This window comes from Lentzea sp. NPDC051208, assembly GCF_040682435.1.
GTDB classification, from domain to species: Bacteria; Actinomycetota; Actinomycetes; order Mycobacteriales; family Pseudonocardiaceae; genus Lentzea; species Lentzea kristufekii.
On sequence record NZ_JBFBAW010000025.1, the window covers coordinates 22,112 to 38,623 of the forward strand.

Consider the following 16,512-nt stretch of genomic DNA (forward strand, 5'->3'; position numbering starts at 1 on the left):
GAAGACCGATCGGCCACGCTGCGGCTGGCAGAGCCGCGCGCGGACACTGCAATAACAGGAAGTACGGACAATGCCTCCCAAGAAGAAGAAGCTGTCAGCGATCATCAAGCTGCAGATCAAGGCTGGTGCCGCCAACCCGGCGCCTCCCGTTGGTCCCGCGCTGGGTCAGCACGGCGTCAACATCATGGAGTTCTGCAAGGCCTACAACGCCGCGACCGAGTCGCAGCGCGGTCAGGTCGTGCCGGTTGAGATCTCCGTGTACGAAGACCGCTCGTTCGACTTCAAGCTGAAGACCCCTCCGGCCGCGCGACTCATCCTCGCCGCCGCTGGTGTCGACAAGGGCAGCGGCGAGCCCCACCGCGTCAAAGTCGCCAAGGTGACCATGGAGCAGGTGCGCAGCATCGCGCAGGTCAAGATGGTCGACCTGAACGCGAACGACATCGACCAGGCGGCGAAGATCATCGCCGGCACCGCCCGTTCCATGGGCATCACGGTCGAAGGCTGACCACACCCTCTTTCTAGCAAGCGTGGGAGAGCCGAGCGCGGCTCAATCACCACGAACTGATCCACGGTAAGGACAGAGAATGAAGCGCAGCAAGGCCTACAAGGCCTCCGCAGAGCTGGTGGACCGGGAGCGGCTGTACTCGCCGCTGGAGGCCGCCAAGCTCGCCAAGGAAACGTCCAAGGTGAAGCTCGACGCCACTGTCGAGGTCGCGATTCGCCTCGGCGTCGACCCTCGCAAGGCCGACCAGATGGTCCGCGGCACCGTGAATCTGCCGCACGGTACGGGCAAGACCGCCCGCGTGATCGTCTTCGCAACCGGTGACAAGGCCGCTGAGGCCGAGGCCGCCGGTGCGGACGCTGTCGGCTCCGAGGACCTGATCGAGCGCATTCAGGGTGGCTGGCTCGACTTCGACGCCGCGATCGCGACCCCCGACCAGATGGCCAAGGTCGGTCGCATCGCCCGCATCCTCGGCCCGCGTGGCCTGATGCCGAACCCCAAGACCGGCACCGTCACCCCCGACGTCTCGAAGGCCGTCAACGAGATCAAGGGCGGAAAGATCAACTTCCGCGTTGACAAGCAGGCCAACCTGCACTTCGTCATCGGCAAGGTGTCGTTCGACTCCGAGAAGCTGGTCGAGAACTACGCGGCCGCGCTGGACGAGATCCTCCGCGCCAAGCCGTCCGCGGCCAAGGGCCGGTACGTCAAGAAGGTCACCGTCTCCACGACGATGGGCCCTGGCATCCCGGTCGACCCGAACCGCACGCGCAACATGCTGTCGGACGAGGCCTGAGCCTCTCCGGTTCGGTAGCTAGCTCTTGAAAAGGCCCCCGGTTCGCCGGGGGCCTTTTCGCATGTCAGGACTGGTGCCGGGGAAACGCCTGCCGGTAGTCGCTCGGCGAGCGCCCCACCTGCTTCAGGAAGTGGTGGCGGAGGTTGTTCGCCGTGCCGATACCGCTCAGGGCCGCGATCTTCTCCACGGACAGGTCGGTGGACTCCAGCAACGCCTGCGCCCGCGTGATGCGTTCGTTGAGCAGCCACTGCAGCGGCGTCGTGCCGGTGGTGGCGTGGAGCTTGCGGTAGAAGGTCCGCGGGCTCATCGAGGCTCGGCGGGCCAGGGTCTCGATGGTCAGCGGCTCGTCCAGGCGAGCGCGGGCCCAGTCGAGCACCGGGGTCAGGCCCTCCTCGTCGCTGGCCGGGACGGAGAGGTCGACGTACTGGCCCAGGTTGCCGGGGCGGTGGCCGGGAACCACCATCCGGCGGGCGAGCTGGTTGGCGACGTGGGCGCCCAGGTCGCGGCGGACCAGGTGCAGGCAGAGGTCGAGGCCGGCGCTCATGCCCGCGCTGGTCAGCACGTCACCCTCGTCGATGTAGAGCTTCGAGGCGTCGACCTGGATGTTCGGGTAGCGCTCGGCCAGCAGCGCGGTGTGCATCCAGTGCGCGGTGGCCTTCTTCCCGTCGAGCAGACCGGCTTCGGCCAGTGCGTACGCGCCCACGCACGCCGACACGATGCGCGCGCCGTTGTCGTGCGCCCTGCGCAGCGCGGAGATCAGCTCGGGCGGGACGGGCGCGTTCTCCTCGAAGACCTCGTCCGGCACCCACGACACGATGACGGTGTCCGCGTGCACGATGTCTTCCAGCCCATGAGCGCTGTTGAGGGTGAAGCCCGGCACGGTGTCGCGACTGCGGTTTCCGGTGCCGCACAACCACAACTCGTACCAGGGATCGGCGAGGTCCGGCTGCGGCGTGCCGAAGACGGCGGCGGGAATGCCCAGCTCGTAGAGGTCCGCGACGCCGAAGTCGCTGGGCACGACCAGGGCGACTGATCCAGCGCTCATGCGATCCAGCCTATGGCAGGAATTTGGCGAAAGGGGTCATTCCGGTCACTGGTCGAGTTGATCACGTGCGGCGAGGCTGAACGTATGACATCTGAAGCGATCACCGTGCTGGGTCTCGGCAACCTCGGACGCGCGCTGGCGGAGGCGTTCCTGCGGGAGGGCCACCCCGTGACGGTCTGGAACCGTTCTGCCGCAAAGGCTTCCGAACTCAAGGTGCCCGGTGCCGTCGTCGCCGGGACCGCGGCGGAGGCGATCGCGGCCAGTGGGCTCGTGATCGTGGCCGTGCTCGACCACGCAGCGGCACAACGGGTTCTCAGCGGTGTGGACGTGCGCGGACGGGCGCTGGTGAACCTCACCTCCGGTACTCCGGACGAGGCTCGTGAACTGGCCGGCTGGGCCGAGGCGAACGGAGCCGATTACCTGCACGGCGCCGTGTACGCGGTGCCCCAGACGATCGGCACCGACGCGTCGTCGATCATCTACAGCGGCTCCCCGGCCGTGTCCGAGCGTTGGCAGAAGCAGTTGGCGCTGCTGGGAAAGGTCACGTTCCTGGGTGCCGACGCGGGCCGCGCCTCCGGGTACGACGTGGCGATCCTCGTCGGGATGTACGGCCTGATCGGCGGCTTCCTGCACGCGGCGGCACTGGCGCGGACCAACGGCATCAAGACCACCGAGCTCACGCCGATGTTGTTGTCCTGGCTGACGGACCTGCACCCCGCGCTCTCCACGTTCGCGGCGGAGATCGACGGCGCGAGCTACGGCAACGCGGAGTCGAGCCTGGCGATGAACCAGACGGGGCTGGCCATGCTCATCCGCGCGGCCGCGGCGCAGGGCGTTCCGTTCGCGGCGCTCGACTCGCTCAAGGCGCTCGTCGACCAGCAGGTCGACGCCGGGCGCGGGCAGGAGAGCCTCGCCCGCGCCGTCGAGTCATTGGGCGTGGGGTCACAAGGGCTTGCGGGCTGACAGCAGGAAGATCGTCACCGAGGCCTGGAAGCCACCGTCGCGCAAATCGGTCAGCCAGCGCTCACCGTCCTCGCGCTCGATGGCGCCCGCGCGGATCGCTCGTTCCGTGTTGCGGGTGAGGGCGAGGGTGTAGTCCGCCCTGGCGAAGTCGCGCAGCACCGTCGTCGCCGCGCGGACGTCCTCGACCTCGAAGCCCGCCTCCCGCGCGAGGCGCCCGAGCCGGCGGCCGATCGTGGCGTTGCGGACCATGGTCGAGCAGACGAACCGGTTGAACGCCCTGTTCATCTCCAGGTCGCCGTCGACGATCAGGGCGTCCCAGTCGGGTTCGGCGATGCGCAGCAGGCCGCCCGGCTTCAGGGCCCGGTGGAGCTCGGCGAGGACGCCGGACGGGTTCTCGACGTGCTGCAACGCGGTCCATGCGAGCGCGGTCGGCGGTGCCGTCGTCCACGGGAAGCGCGTGGGCGTCTCCCTGGCGGACCTCCACCTGCGGGTAGTAGTTGAGCAGGCTGCTCGCCGCCGCCACCATCACCGGGTCCACGTCGACGCCGATGACGCGGCCGGACGTCGTGACCGCGTCGGCCATCACCGGCAGGTCCGTGCCGGGGCCGCAGCCGAGGTCGAGGACCGTGTCGCCGGGCCTCAGGTCGAGCGAGACGAGGAGCTGGTGCTTGTAGTCACGGCCTAGTTCGGCGGCGTCCGCCATGTACTCGACCTTGTCGGGGCTGGGCACCCCCCAGTGCGTTTGCCATGCACCCCAATCAACCACAGGTGCTGGGCGACCAGTCGGTGATGACCCAACCGGCGCCGACCTTCTCCACGACGAACAAGCCCAGGCGCGGGCCGCCCTCGACGGTCAGTGCGCAGGAGTCGATGGTGACCTTGGTGGTCGTCGGCGTCTTGAGCATGTCCGGCGGGAACAGCACCTGCTGGTACCTGTCGACGCTGGTGACCTTGGTCTTCAGGTCCTTGACCGCAGCGGCGCAATCGCTTGCGCCGTAAGCGTTCGCGAACTTCTGGCGGGTGTCGTCGCGCAGGAAGAGCGTGCAGGCGCGTGTCGTGTCGGCGAACGACACGTGCTTGTAGAACATGCCGACGGTGCCCTGCAGCCCGGCCGGCGCGGTGAGGCCCTGCGCCGCGCCGGTCACGCCGCCGCTGTCCTGCGCGATGTCACCGGGGTCGTCCACGCCGAAGAAGTGGTTGTAGGCCCAGACCGCGGAGAAGACGACGAGGAGGAAGAAGAGCGCGCGCCAGAAGATGCCGCTGCCGAGCACCGCGAGCCACCAGCGCTTGCCGCCGGGCTGCTTCGGGGCCTGCGGGGCCTGGCCCGTCGCCTCCTGGTAGCGCTGGAACTCCTGGAACCGTTGGAACTCCTGGAACTGCCGCAGCTGCTCCGGGTCCACCGGCGGGGCGGGTGGCTGCGGGGCAGGCGGCTGGCGGGGTGCGAGGTCCTTGCCGGGCTCGTCGGTCACACGTCACATCATGCCGATTTGGAGCGGCAGGACACAGTCGAGTACTGTTTTGGATGGTTCTACCGAAGACCGCAGGTTTTCTCCGCGAGGAGAACGAAGGCCCCGTTGCAACACGGGCGGCCCGCGCAGGGAGGACGAGGCTCAGTTCTTGCGTGACGCCCCGTGCTGCTTGTGCGCGAGGGCGTTTTTGTTGTTTCGGGACCTTCTCCAGGCCGGCGGTCTAATCCCAGCCCAGAGAGGAGGCGATCATGGCGAAGCCCACGAAGGTTACGGCGGTCGCTGAGCTTGCGGACCAGTTCCGCACCAGCTCAGCAGCGGTTGTCACCGAGTACCGTGGCCTCTCCATGGCGCAGCTCACCACGCTGCGTCGCGCTCTCGGCGCGGGCACCAAGTACACCGTCGCGAAGAACACGCTGGTCAAGCTGGCCGCTGCGGACGCCGGTGTGGAGGGCCTCGAGGCCCTTCTTTCCGGTCCGACCGCCATCGCGTTCGTCGAGGGCGAGCCCGTCGACGCCGCCAAGGCGATCCGCGACTTCGCGAAGGACAACAAGGCCCTGATCATCAAGGGCGGCTACATGGATGGCCGCCCGCTCTCGGTTGACGAGGTCACCGCTATCGCGGACCTCGAAACCCGTGAGGTGCTGCTCGCGAAGCTCGCGGGCGCGATGAAGGGCAACCTGGCCAAGGCCGCGGGTCTGTTCAACGCCCCGGCTTCCCAGGTCGCTCGCTTGGCCGCTGCCCTGCAGGAGAAGAAGGCCGCTGCGGCTCCCGCCGCCGAGGCCGACGCTCCCGCCGAAAGCTGATCACCCAAAGACACGCCCGACGCTTTCGCGCGGGAGATTAGAAAGGACCGCCGATCATGGCGAAGCTCAGCACCGAAGAGCTGCTCGACGCGTTCAAGGAGATGACCCTCCTCGAGCTGTCCGAGTTCGTGAAGCAGTTCGAGACGACCTTCGAGGTCACCGCCGCGGCGCCCGTCGCCGTTGCCGCCGCTGCCGGCCCCGCCGCCGGTGGCGCTGACGAGGCCGAGGAGCAGAGCGAGTTCAACGTCGTTCTCGAGTCCGCCGGCGACAAGAAGATCCAGGTCATCAAGGTCGTCCGCGAGGTCGTCTCGGGCCTGGGCCTGAAGGAGGCCAAGGAGCTCGTCGAGTCCGCTCCGAAGGCGATCCTCGAGGGCGTGGCCAAGGACGTCGCCGACGCCGCCAAGGAGAAGCTCGAGGCTGCCGGCGCCAAGATCACCGTCAAGTGATCTCAGCCCCCTCGGGGGCTGGCGTTCTGCCTTGTAGTGCTTGAACGGGCGTGCACCCCTTTGGGGGTGTGCGCCCGTTTTTGTGTTTCTGGGGCGCGGCTGTTGTGGGCTGGTTTGCGGGCGGCCTGGTTGCGTTGCGTGCTGCCCCCAGGGCCCCTGGCAATCTGATCAGGGGTCCCACTGCTCAGCCCGTTCAGCACGGACGGCTCGCCTTCGGCCTCGCGGGTCGTTGTGTGTTTGGAGTCACAGCGGTCTCGAAAATGCCGGTTGTCAGGCAATGGGTCCAGGTGTTGGTGACCGTTTTGCGAGGTCACGCTCTGTGGCGTTATCTGAACGCAACCGCCGTTAGGCCAACTGGTGAGTAACCTGCCGCGAACGAACTCGTTGCCCAGGTGTGACGCCGATCGCTGCGGCGTCCTCGGGCGTGTGCGGAGGTGCGGATGGGCGTCGAGGTGGTCGTCGAGGGTTTGACCAAGTCCTTCGGCAAGCAGACCATCTGGCAGGACGTCACGCTCACGTTGCCGCCGGGTGAGGTCAGCGTGATGCTCGGGCCGTCCGGTACCGGCAAGAGCGTGTTCCTGAAGTCGTTGGTGGGGCTGCTCAAGCCTGAGCAGGGCAAGATCATCATCAACGGGACGGATCTGGTTCGGTGCTCTGAGCACCGGTTGTACGAGATTCGGAAGATGTTCGGCGTGCTGTTCCAGGACGGCGCGTTGTTCGGGTCGATGAACCTGTACGACAACATCGCGTTTCCGCTTCGGGAGCACACTCGCAAGACCGAGGCCGAGGTTCGGCGGATCGTCCTCGAGAAGATGGAGATGGTCGGTCTCGTCGGGGCGGAGAAGAAGCTGCCCGGTGAGATCTCCGGCGGTATGCGCAAGCGGGCTGGTCTTGCCCGTGCGCTGGTGCTCGACCCCGAGATCATTCTGTGCGACGAACCCGACTCCGGGTTGGACCCGGTGCGCACCGCGTACCTCAGTCAGTTGCTGATCGACCTGAACGCCCAGATCGACGCGACCATCCTGATCGTCACGCACAACATCAACATTGCTCGTACCGTGCCGGACAACCTGGGGATGTTGTTCCGGCGCGAGCTCGTCATGTTCGGGCCGCGCGAAGTGCTGCTGACCAGTGACGAGCCTGTTGTCGAGCAGTTCCTCAACGGGCGGCGGCTCGGGCCCATCGGCATGTCCGAGGAGAAGGACACGGCCACGATGGCGGCCGAGCAGGCCCATGCGGACGCCGGGCACTCGGACGGCTCCACGTCCGAGGACGTCCGGGGGATCATCCCGCAGATCGAGCCGACGCCGGGGCTGCCGTTCCGGGATGCTGTCCGGCGGCGCAAGGACCGGGTCATGACGATCATCCACCAGCTGCCGCACCAGGCTCAGCAGGGGATCATCGAGAGCCTCACGGCCGAGGAGCAGCTGCGGTACGGCGTGCACGCCGGGGCTCCTGCTGCGGCGCCCACGCCCAGCCCGTGGCCTCGGCACGGTGGTGTGCTGTGAGCACGCAGACCTCGTTCCCCGGCGCCGGCGCGCTGCGGGAGACCGGGAAGTTGTGCCAGCTCGGGATCGACGTCGTGCGCACGACGTTCCGGCGGCCGTTCCAGCTTCGCGAGTTCATCCAGCAGAGCTGGTTCATCGTCAGCGTGACGGTGCTGCCTACGGCGCTCGTGTCGATTCCGTTCGGCGCGGTCATCGCGTTGCAGCTGGGGTCGTTGACGCGGCAGATCGGCGCGCAGTCGTTCACGGGTGCGGCCAGCGTGCTGGCGATCATCCAGCAGGCCAGTCCGATCGTGACGGCGCTGCTGATCGCCGGGGCCGGTGGCTCGGCCATCTGCGCGGACCTCGGGGCGCGGAAGATCCGCGAGGAGATCGACGCGATGGAGGTGCTCGGCGTCTCGCCGATCCATCGGCTCGTGGTGCCCAGGGTGCTGGCGGCGATGCTGGTGTCCGTGCTGCTCAACGGCATGGTGAGCGTCGTCGGTGTGATGGGCGGCTACTTCTTCAACGTGATCATGCAGGACGGCACGCCGGGCGCCTACCTCGCGAGCTTCAGCGCGCTGGCCCAGCTGCCCGACCTGTGGATCAGTGAGCTCAAGGCGCTGATCTTCGGGTTCATTGCGGGCATCGTCGCTGCTTACCGGGGCCTCAACCCGGCCGGCGGGCCCAAGGGCGTGGGTGACGCGGTGAACCAGGCCGTGGTCATCACGTTCCTGCTGCTGTTCTTCGTCAACTTCGTCCTCACCACGATCTACCTGCAGGTCGTGCCCGCGAAGGGGAGCTGATGGCGAACAAGGTGCTGTCCACCCTCGACGGGTTCGGCGACCAGCTGTCGTTCTACATCAAGGCGCTGGCGTGGACGCCCCGCGCGCTCAAGCGGTACTCCAAGGAGACGATGCGGCTGCTGGCCGAGGTCAGCTTCGGGTCGGGAGCGCTCGCGGTCATCGGCGGCACGATCGGCGTGATGGTCGGGTTGTCCGTGTTCACGGGCACCGTCGTGGGTCTTCAGGGCTTCACGGCGCTCAACCAGATCGGCACCAGTGCCTTCGCCGGGTTCGTGTCGGCCTACTTCAACACGCGCGAGATCGCGCCGCTCGTGGCCGGGCTGGCGTTGTCGGCGACCGTCGGGTCCGGGTTCACGGCGCAGCTGGGTGCCATGCGGATCTCCGAGGAGATCGACGCGCTGGAGGTCATGGGCATCCCCAGCCTGCCGTTCCTGGTCACCACGAGGATCATCGCCGGGTTCGTCGCGATCATCCCGCTGTACGTGATCGGGCTGCTGACCAGTTATCTGGCCGCTCGCACGATCACCGTGGAGTTCTACGGGCAGTCAGCCGGTACGTACGACCACTACTTCAACCTGTTCCTACCGCCGATCGACGTGCTCTGGTCGTTCGGCAAGGTGCTGGTCTTCGCGGTCGTGATCATCATGACCCACTGCTACTACGGCTACCGCGCGTCCGGCGGTCCGGCCGGCGTCGGGGTGGCGGTCGGGCGCGCGGTGCGGACCGCGATCGTCACGACGGCACTGCTCGACTTCTTCCTGAGCCTCGCGATCTGGGGCGCGACGACGACGGTGAGGATCGCCGGATGAGGAAACGCGTGCTGGGAATCGCCTTTCTCCTCGCGATCGCCATGTTCCTGTCGCTCACGGTGGCGCTCTACAAGGACGCCTTCGGCGACTACGTGAAGGTCACGCTCAAGACCGACCACATCGGCAACCAGCTGCAGACCGCGAGCGACGTCAAGGTGCGCGGGCTGATCGTCGGCTCGGTGAAGGCCGTCCGCACCCGCGGTGACGGTGCCGAGCTGGAACTCGCGCTGCTGCCGGACAAGGTCGAGCAGATCCCCGCCAACGTCAGCGCGCGCCTGCTGCCCAAGACGTTGTTCGGCGAGCGGTACGTGAACCTCGTGCTGCCGCAGCAGAAGAGCGCGGCCATCACCCAGGGCGCCGTCATCGAGCAGGACCGGACGAGCAGCGCCATCGAGCTCGAACGCGTGCTCGACAACCTGATGCCGGTGCTGCAGGCGATCCAGCCGGAGAAGCTCGCCACGACGCTCACCGCGTTGTCGCAGGCGCTCGACGGTCGGGGCAAGCCGCTCGGCGAGACCCTGGTGTCGCTCGACTCCTACCTCGGTGAGCTCAACCCGCAGCTGCCCGCGCTGAAGGAGAACATCTCCAAGCTCGCGGACGTCGCGAACGTCTACTCCGACGCCGCGCCGGACCTGTTGCAGGCGCTCAACGACATGACCACGACGACCAAGACCGTGGTCGACCAGCGGGAGAACCTGCTCGCGCTCTACGGCTCGCTGACCACGACGTCGCAGGACGTCACCAGCTTCGTCACGGTCAACAAGAACAACATCATCTCGCTCGCCGACACCAGCCGCCCGACGCTGGAGCTGCTCGCGAAGTACGCGCCCGAGTACCCGTGCCTGCTCAAGGGGCTCACGGAGTTCGAGCCGATCATCAGCAAGGCGTTCGGCGAGGGCACCAACGAGCCGGGCCTGCACATCACGCTGGAGATCACGCAGAACCGCGGCAAGTACAAGCCGAACCTCGACGAGCCCGAGTACCGGGACAAGCGCGGACCGCGTTGCTACGACCTGATCCCGCGGCCGAACCCGTTCCCGCAGTACCCGCCGGAGGGGCCGGTGCAGGACGGGTCGAGCTCGCCGCCGCCCGCGCGCGTCGCGAACGACGGAGTGCTGCCGCCCGCCACCGCGGGCAACGTGACCGTGCCGCAGTCCGCCGACGTGCTGCGGCTCGCCAACTCGCCCGAGGAGGCCAGGTTGATCGCGGCGCTCTTCGGACCGCGCATCGGCGTCGAACCCCAGGACATGCCCGGCTGGTCGAGCCTCCTGCTCGGGCCACTGGTCCGCGGAACGGAGGTGACCGTCAAGTGAAGGGACTGCTGGCCCCGCTGCTCAAGCTGATCGCCTTCGCGGTGGTCACGATCCTCGCCACGTCGTTGCTCGCGGTCACCATCGCCAACGTGAACCTGGCCAGTGCCACCGAGTACAAGGCCCAGTTCACCGACGTCACCGCGCTGAACGAGGGTGACGACATCCGCATCGCCGGCGTCCGCGTCGGGCAGGTCGACGGGATCAAGGTGGTCGACCGCAAGACCGCCGAGGTGGAGTTCTCGATCGACGGCGACCGCAAGCTGCCCGAGGCGGTGACCGCGACGATCAAGTACCGCAACCTGGTGGGGCAGCGGTACATCGCGCTCGAGTCCGGTACCGGTGACACCAAGGCGGTGCTGCCCGAGGGCGGCACGATCCCGCTGGAGCGCACGAAGGCCGCGCTCGACCTCACCGTGCTGTTCAACGGCTTCAAGCCGCTCTTCCAGGCCCTGTCGCCGGACGACGTGAACAAGCTGTCGTTCGAGATCATCCAGGTGCTGCAGGGAGAAGGCAGCACGATCGACAGCCTGCTGCAGCACACGGCCTCGCTGACCAGCACGCTGGCGAGCAAGGACAAGGTGATCGGCGAGGTCGTCGACAACCTCAACACCGCGCTGGAGACCGTGAACTCGCGCGACGAGGACTTCAACAACCTCGTGATCACGTTGCAGACGCTGGTCTCCGGGCTCGCCCAGGACCGCCAGCCGATCGGTGAGGCGATCACCGCGCTCGGCGACCTGACCCAGGCCACCTCCGGCCTGCTGGAGCAGGGCCGCGAGCCGCTGAAGAACGACATCGCGCAGCTCGGCATCGTCTCGAAGACGCTGGGCGACAACGAGGTGCTCGTCGACCGCATGTTGCAGCGCCTGCCCAACAAGCTGGAGACGATCACGCGGACCGCGACCTACGGTTCGTGGTTCAACTTCTACCTGTGCGAGGCCAGCGGCCAGATCGCCGTGCCGCCGGTCATCAACAACCCGATCCCGATCACGGCGTTGCCGGTGACACAGCAGAGGTGCCGCCGATGAGGACGAGCAACCCGATCAGGACCGGCGCGATCAGCCTGACGCTGATCGCCCTGCTGCTGCTGGCCGCGTTCTACTCCGACGACCTGCCGATCGTCGGCGGCGGCACGAGCTACGCCGCGGACTTCAGCGAGGCCGCGGGGCTGGTGCCGGGCAACGAGGTCCGCGTCGCCGGCGTGAAGGTCGGCAAGGTCACCAAGGTCAGGCTCAACGGCGACCGGGTGCGGGTGACGTTCAAGGTCAAGGACGCCTGGGTGGGCGACCGGACGACCGCGATGATCCGCATCAAGACGTTGCTGGGGCAGAAGTTCCTGGCACTGGACCCGCAGGGCACCCAGCCGCTGTCGCCCGGCAACCCGATCCCCAAGGAACGCACGCTCGCGCCGTACGACGTGAACGAGGCGTTCAACGGACTCGCGACGACCGTCGGCCAGATCGACACCAAGCAGCTCGCGGACAGCTTCACGGTCCTCTCGGACACCTTCAAGAACTCGCCGGAGCACGTCCGGGGCGCGCTGGACGGCCTGTCCGCGTTGTCCAAGACGATCTCCTCGCGCGACGAGCAGCTGGCGAAGTTGCTGGACAACACCCGGCAGCTGACGAAGACGCTGGCCGACCGCAACGCCGAGTTCGAGAAGCTGCTGTCGGACGGCAACCTCCTGCTCGGTGAGCTGCGCAAGCGCCGCGAGGCGATCAGCGCGCTGCTGACCGGCACGCGGAACCTGTCCCGTGAGCTCAGCGGTCTGGTGAACGACAACCAGAACCAGCTCAAGCCGGCGCTGGAACAGCTCGGCAGGGTCACCACGATCCTGGAGCGCAACCAGGAGAACCTCGACCGCAGCCTCGCGCTGATGGCGCCGTTCTACCGGGTGTTCGCGAACACCCTGGGCAACGGTCGCTGGTTCGACACCTACATCTGCGGTCTGCTGCCGCCCTCGGTGAACCTCGGTGTCGTCGGGTTCAACGAGGAAGGCTGCCTGCCTCCGGGGGTGCAGCGATGACTACAGCAGCTCACAGCAAGGTCGGCCGGTTCATCGCGATCGCGTGCGTCCTCGCGCTCGTCGTGACGGCAGGGCTCTGGTGGGTCTTCAACGGGATGAACGGCCGCAAGGTCACCGCGCACTTCGCGGCGGCCGTCGGCGTCTACCCCGGCGGGGACGTGCGGATCCTCGGCGTGAAGGTCGGCACGATCGACGAGGTCACGCCCGAGGGCAAGACCGTGAAGGTCGTCTTCACCGTCGACCGCGACGTGCGGGTGCCGGAGAATGCGCAGGCCGTCGTGGTCTCGCCGAGCGTGGTCAGCGACCGGTACGTGCAGCTCGCGCCCGCCTACACCGGCGGGCCGACGCTGGGCGAGGACGCCGTGATCCCGCGCGAGCGCACCGCGACGCCGGTCGAGCTGGACGAGCTGTACTCGTCGCTCGACAAGCTCACGACCGCGCTGGGGCCCAACGGCGCGAACGCCGACGGGGCGCTGGCGGACCTGCTGAACTCGGCGGCGCGCAACCTCGAAGGCAACGGCCAGGCGCTCAACGACACGCTGAAGAACCTCGGCCAGGCCACCCGGACCCTGTCCGGGTCCAAAGAGGACCTGTTCGCCACCGTGGACAACCTGCAGAAGTTCACCGCCATGCTGGCCGCGAACGACAGCCAGGTGCGCGACTTCAACAAGCAGCTCGCGGACGTGTCCAAGATGCTCGCCGACGAACGCGGCGACCTCGGTGCCGCGCTCTCGGAGCTCGCGACCGCGCTGGGGCTGGTGCAGGGGTTCATCAAGGACAACCGCGAGGTGCTCAAGTCCAACGTGGACAAGCTCGCCTCGATCACGCAGGTGCTGGTGAACCAGCGGGCCGCGCTGGCGGAGACGCTCGACGTCGCCCCGCTGGCCCTGGGCAACCTGCAGAACTCCTACAACGCGGCGTCCGGCACGCTCGACACCCGCGCGAACATCAACGAGCTGAACCAGCCGCCGATCGTGCTGATCTGCAAGCTGATCCAGCAGGCGACGCCGAACAACGTGCCGCCGGTGCTGGCGAACACCTGCAAGCAGCTGGAACCGATCCTGACCGGCGTGGTGCCGCTGAAGCCGCCGGCCGAGGTCCTCAGCGACCTCAACGCGGGCAAGCTGCCGTTGCCCCTGCCGCTCGCGGGGGTGCCGCAGTGAGGAAGCTGGTCGTAGGACTGACGGCGTTGTTGCTGGTCTCGGGCTGCGGCTCGGGCGGGTTCGACGGCGTCTACAACATGCCGTTGCCGGGTGGTGCCGACGTCGGTGATCACCCGTACCGGGTCAAGGCGCAGTTCAAGGACGTTCTCGACCTGGTGCCGCAGGCGGGCGTGAAGGTCAACGACGTACCGGTCGGGCGGGTCGAGAAGATCGACCTGGGTGCCGACGGCTGGACCGCCGAGGTGACCATGCTGGTCAACGGCGACGTGCAGCTCCCGGCGAACGCGTTCGCGAAGCTGCGCCAGTCCGCGTTGCTCGGCGAGAAGTTCGTCGAGCTGGGCAAGCCCAAGGACGCGGCAGGCAAGCTCGCCGACAACGCCGTGATCCCGTTGGACAGGACCAACCGCAACCCCGAGGTCGAAGAGGTCTTCGGAGCGTTGTCGATGCTGCTCAACGGCGGTGGTGTCGCGCAGCTGCAGAACATCACCAAGGAGCTCAACGCGGCGATGGAGGGCAACGAGCAGGAGATCCGCTCGTTGCTGGGCAACCTCAACACGTTCGTCGGGGAGCTCGACAAGCACAAGGCGGAGATCGTCCGCGCGCTCGACTCGATGAACCGGCTGGCGGGCACTCTGGCGCAGCAGCGCGACAAGATCGCGGTCGCGCTGACGGACCTGGAGCCCGGCCTGAAGGTGCTTGCCGAGCAGCGCACGCAGCTCGTGACGTTGCTGCAGTCGCTGGACAAGCTCTCCGACGTCGCCACGGACACGATCAACAGGAGCCGTGACGACATCGTGGCGGACCTGAAGGCGTTGCAGCCGACGCTCACGAAGCTCGTCGAGTCGGGGCAGAACCTGCCGAAGTCGCTGGAGCTGCTGCTGACCTACCCGTTCCCGGACGAGGCGGTCGACGGCATCAAGGGCGACTACACCAACGCGTTCATCGACCTCGACCTGAACCTCGGCACGGTGCTCGACAACCTCGGCAGGTCGCGGCAGTCGCCGATCGACTCGCTGATCCCGTCGCAGGGCACGCCGCTGCCGATGCCGAACATCCCGCTGCCGAACCCCGGGCAGGGCACCGGGTCCGGGCTGGGCGACCTGCTCGGCGGGCTGCTGGGAGGTGGTCGCAAGTGATCCTGCGGTCGACGAAGCTCAAGATCGGCGCGTTCGTGCTGGTCGCGCTGCTGGGCATCTCGTACGTCAGCGCCACCTACGTCGGTCTGTTCAAGTCGTCGCCGACGGTCGTGACGATGCAGCTCGCTGATTCGGGTGGCATCTTCACCAACGCCGAGGTGACCTACCGCGGCGTGACCATCGGGCGGGTCGGGCAGCTGCGGCTGACCTCCGACGGCATCGAGGTCGACCTGGAGCTGGACGCCGACGCGCCACGTGTGCCGTCCGCGACCGAGGCCGTCGTGGCCAACCGGTCGGCCGTGGGCGAGCAGTACGTGGACCTGCGGCCGAAGAGCGACGGCGCGCCGTACCTGGAGGCCGGGTCGGTCATCCCGAGGTCGGCGACCCGCACGCCTCCGCCGGTCGACGGGTTGCTGTCCAACCTGGACGCCTTCGCCTCCTCGGTGCCGACGGACTCCCTGAAGACCGTGGTCGACGAGCTGCACACGGCGTTCAGCGGGACCGGTGGCGACCTGCAGGTGCTGATCGACAACACCGCGGCGTTCACGGCCGCGGCTCGCGAACACCTGCCGCAGACCACGCGGCTGCTGCAGGACGGGCGGATCGTGCTGGCCACGCAGGCCGCTTCCGGTGGCGCCATCCGGTCGTTCAGCGGAGACCTGCGGTTGCTCGCCGAGCAGCTCAAGGCCTCCGACGGCGACCTGCGGCGGTTGATCGTGGCCGTGCCGCCGGCGTCCGAGCAGGTGTCGGCGTTGCTCAAGGAGAGCGGGCCGAACCTCGGGGTGGTCTTCGCGAACCTGCTGACCACGTCGAACATCCTCGTGACCAGGCGTGATGGTCTGGAGCAGATCGCGGTGACGTACCCCATCGCCGTCGGTGGCGGGTTCTCCGTGGCGCCGGGCGACGGGTCGGCGCACTTCGGGCTGGCCCTGAACGTGTTCGACCCGATGCCGTGCACCGTCGGGTACGAGGGCACGACGATTCGTCCCGGTGGCGACACCTCTGCCGCGCCGCTGAACACGCAGGCGTACTGCGCTCTCGCGCGCGGGTCTGCGACCTCGGTGCGAGGCTCGCAGAATGCGCCATATGGTGGAACGCCGACCACGCCGGTCGGCAACGCGACGACGCAGCCCGGCCAGGAGCCGACGGGGCAGACCGCGGGGCCGGAGGTGCCGTTGCTGACGTCGCTGGGCCAGCTGCTGGGCTTGCCGGAGGGGAAGAAGTAGTGCGGATCTTCACGGTGACCGCCGTCGTCCTGGCGGTGCTGACGTTCGGCTTCGCCGCGTACTCGGGCGTGGCCTGGTACTCGGCGGCGCACTCGTCCGAGTCGGAGTTCGCCGCGGTGCGCGACGAGGCCCTGCGGTCCGGCCAGGTCGGCGTCACGAACTTCCTGACCCTCGACTACAAGAAGGTCGACGAGGACCTGCAGCGCTGGCTCAACTCGTCCACCGGAGACCTGCGCGCCGAGATCGACAAGGACAAGGACTCGCGCAAGAAGCAGCTGGTCGACGCCAAGTCCGTGACGACGTCGAAGGTGCTGGACGCCGCGATCACCGAGCTGGACGACCGCTCCGGCAGCGCGTCGATGATCGCCGTGGTCGAGAGCACCGTGACGCCCGACGGCGGCCAGAAGGTCACCAAGATCAACCGGTACCTGACCAAGCTCACCCGCACCGAGGACGGCTGGAAGCTGAGCCAGCTGGGCCCGCTGCGGTCAGGCGTCTGATCCGGCCAGAGCTGATTGGAACGAGTGC

18 protein-coding genes and 1 pseudogene are annotated in these 16,512 nt (G+C 67.8%); 15 read left to right on the plus strand and 4 right to left on the minus strand.

The genetic code is table 11. From position 1 onward, the window contains the following. The first annotated feature begins 70 nt into the window (after window positions 1–70). Together rplK and rplA are read left to right on the plus strand one after the other, a co-directional pair. The gene (gene rplK / locus AB0M48_RS39885; RefSeq protein WP_030478269.1) at window positions 71–505 is read left to right on the plus strand and encodes a 50S ribosomal protein L11; all 435 of its coding nucleotides are present in this window, start codon (window positions 71–73) and stop codon (window positions 503–505) included. Between the two features lie 79 nt (window positions 506–584). After that, a complete protein-coding gene (gene rplA, locus AB0M48_RS39890; protein WP_266043538.1) occupies window positions 585–1,295 on the plus strand; it encodes a 50S ribosomal protein L1 in 711 nt (236 codons plus the stop codon). 64 nt (window positions 1,296–1,359) lie between these two features. Here rplA and AB0M48_RS39895 read toward each other — a convergent pair whose 3' ends face one another. Then, window positions 1,360–2,340 (minus strand): helix-turn-helix domain-containing protein, encoded by a 981-nt coding sequence (locus tag AB0M48_RS39895; protein WP_363852711.1) that lies wholly within the window; start codon window positions 2,338–2,340, stop codon window positions 1,360–1,362. An 84-nt stretch (window positions 2,341–2,424) separates the two neighbouring features. On the opposite strand from AB0M48_RS39895, the gene AB0M48_RS39900 reads away from it, so the two are divergent. Then, window positions 2,425–3,303 (plus strand): NAD(P)-binding domain-containing protein, encoded by an 879-nt coding sequence (locus AB0M48_RS39900; protein WP_363852713.1) that lies wholly within the window; start codon window positions 2,425–2,427, stop codon window positions 3,301–3,303. On the opposite strand, the gene AB0M48_RS39905 is transcribed toward AB0M48_RS39900, so the two are convergent. From AB0M48_RS39905 to AB0M48_RS39915, 3 genes and pseudogenes are all read right to left on the minus strand, one after another. Further along, window positions 3,283–3,711, minus strand: coding sequence for a hypothetical protein (locus AB0M48_RS39905; RefSeq protein ID WP_363852716.1), 429 nt, complete (start codon window positions 3,709–3,711; stop codon window positions 3,283–3,285). The genes AB0M48_RS39900 and AB0M48_RS39905 overlap by 21 nt on opposite strands. 73 nt (window positions 3,712–3,784) lie before the next feature. After that, a pseudogene (locus AB0M48_RS39910) lies at window positions 3,785–4,006 on the minus strand (methyltransferase domain-containing protein); the annotation flags it as partial. A gap of 55 nt (window positions 4,007–4,061) precedes the next feature. Next, complete coding sequence (locus tag AB0M48_RS39915; RefSeq protein WP_363852719.1) at window positions 4,062–4,772, minus strand: hypothetical protein; 711 nt, start codon at window positions 4,770–4,772, stop codon at window positions 4,062–4,064. A gap of 248 nt (window positions 4,773–5,020) precedes the next feature. Between AB0M48_RS39915 and rplJ the strand changes: the two genes are divergently transcribed. The 12 genes from rplJ (at window position 5,021) to AB0M48_RS39975 (ending at window position 16,484) form a co-directional block, all read left to right on the plus strand. Then, window positions 5,021–5,575: a 50S ribosomal protein L10 gene (rplJ, locus tag AB0M48_RS39920; protein ID WP_045309760.1), complete on the plus strand. Its 555-nt coding sequence runs from the start codon at window positions 5,021–5,023 to the stop codon at window positions 5,573–5,575. Between the two features lie 56 nt (window positions 5,576–5,631). Beyond that, window positions 5,632–6,021, plus strand: coding sequence for a 50S ribosomal protein L7/L12 (rplL, locus tag AB0M48_RS39925; RefSeq protein ID WP_189160134.1), 390 nt, complete (start codon window positions 5,632–5,634; stop codon window positions 6,019–6,021). A 440-nt stretch (window positions 6,022–6,461) separates the two neighbouring features. Continuing rightward, window positions 6,462–7,529, plus strand: coding sequence for an ATP-binding cassette domain-containing protein (locus tag AB0M48_RS39930; protein ID WP_363852724.1), 1,068 nt, complete (start codon window positions 6,462–6,464; stop codon window positions 7,527–7,529). After that, window positions 7,526–8,311: an ABC transporter permease gene (locus AB0M48_RS39935; RefSeq protein ID WP_363852726.1), complete on the plus strand. Its 786-nt coding sequence runs from the start codon at window positions 7,526–7,528 to the stop codon at window positions 8,309–8,311. Before AB0M48_RS39930 ends, AB0M48_RS39935 begins: the two co-directional genes overlap by 4 nt. Continuing rightward, on the plus strand, window positions 8,311–9,120 hold the full coding sequence (locus AB0M48_RS39940; protein ID WP_093606336.1) for an ABC transporter permease: 810 nt from the start codon (window positions 8,311–8,313) through the stop codon (window positions 9,118–9,120). The genes AB0M48_RS39935 and AB0M48_RS39940 overlap by 1 nt, the downstream gene beginning before the upstream one ends. After that, a complete protein-coding gene (locus tag AB0M48_RS39945; RefSeq protein WP_363852730.1) occupies window positions 9,117–10,433 on the plus strand; it encodes an MCE family protein in 1,317 nt (438 codons plus the stop codon). Before AB0M48_RS39940 ends, AB0M48_RS39945 begins: the two co-directional genes overlap by 4 nt. Further along, window positions 10,430–11,461 carry an MCE family protein gene (locus AB0M48_RS39950; protein WP_363852733.1) on the plus strand — a complete coding sequence of 344 codons (1,032 nt, stop codon included), beginning with the start codon at window positions 10,430–10,432 and terminating at the stop codon, window positions 11,459–11,461. The genes AB0M48_RS39945 and AB0M48_RS39950 overlap by 4 nt, the downstream gene beginning before the upstream one ends. Continuing rightward, window positions 11,458–12,459, plus strand: a complete 1,002-nt coding sequence (locus tag AB0M48_RS39955; protein WP_363852736.1) for an MCE family protein — start codon at window positions 11,458–11,460, stop codon at window positions 12,457–12,459. The genes AB0M48_RS39950 and AB0M48_RS39955 overlap by 4 nt, the downstream gene beginning before the upstream one ends. Next, window positions 12,456–13,622 carry an MCE family protein gene (locus AB0M48_RS39960; protein ID WP_363852739.1) on the plus strand — a complete coding sequence of 389 codons (1,167 nt, stop codon included), beginning with the start codon at window positions 12,456–12,458 and terminating at the stop codon, window positions 13,620–13,622. The genes AB0M48_RS39955 and AB0M48_RS39960 overlap by 4 nt, the downstream gene beginning before the upstream one ends. After that, window positions 13,619–14,758 carry an MCE family protein gene (locus AB0M48_RS39965; RefSeq protein ID WP_363852742.1) on the plus strand — a complete coding sequence of 380 codons (1,140 nt, stop codon included), beginning with the start codon at window positions 13,619–13,621 and terminating at the stop codon, window positions 14,756–14,758. Before AB0M48_RS39960 ends, AB0M48_RS39965 begins: the two co-directional genes overlap by 4 nt. Next, window positions 14,755–15,984 (plus strand): MlaD family protein, encoded by a 1,230-nt coding sequence (locus tag AB0M48_RS39970; RefSeq protein WP_363852745.1) that lies wholly within the window; start codon window positions 14,755–14,757, stop codon window positions 15,982–15,984. Before AB0M48_RS39965 ends, AB0M48_RS39970 begins: the two co-directional genes overlap by 4 nt. Beyond that, the gene (locus tag AB0M48_RS39975; RefSeq protein WP_363852748.1) at window positions 15,984–16,484 is read left to right on the plus strand and encodes a hypothetical protein; all 501 of its coding nucleotides are present in this window, start codon (window positions 15,984–15,986) and stop codon (window positions 16,482–16,484) included. The genes AB0M48_RS39970 and AB0M48_RS39975 overlap by 1 nt, the downstream gene beginning before the upstream one ends. The last annotated feature ends 28 nt before the right edge of the window (window positions 16,485–16,512 follow it).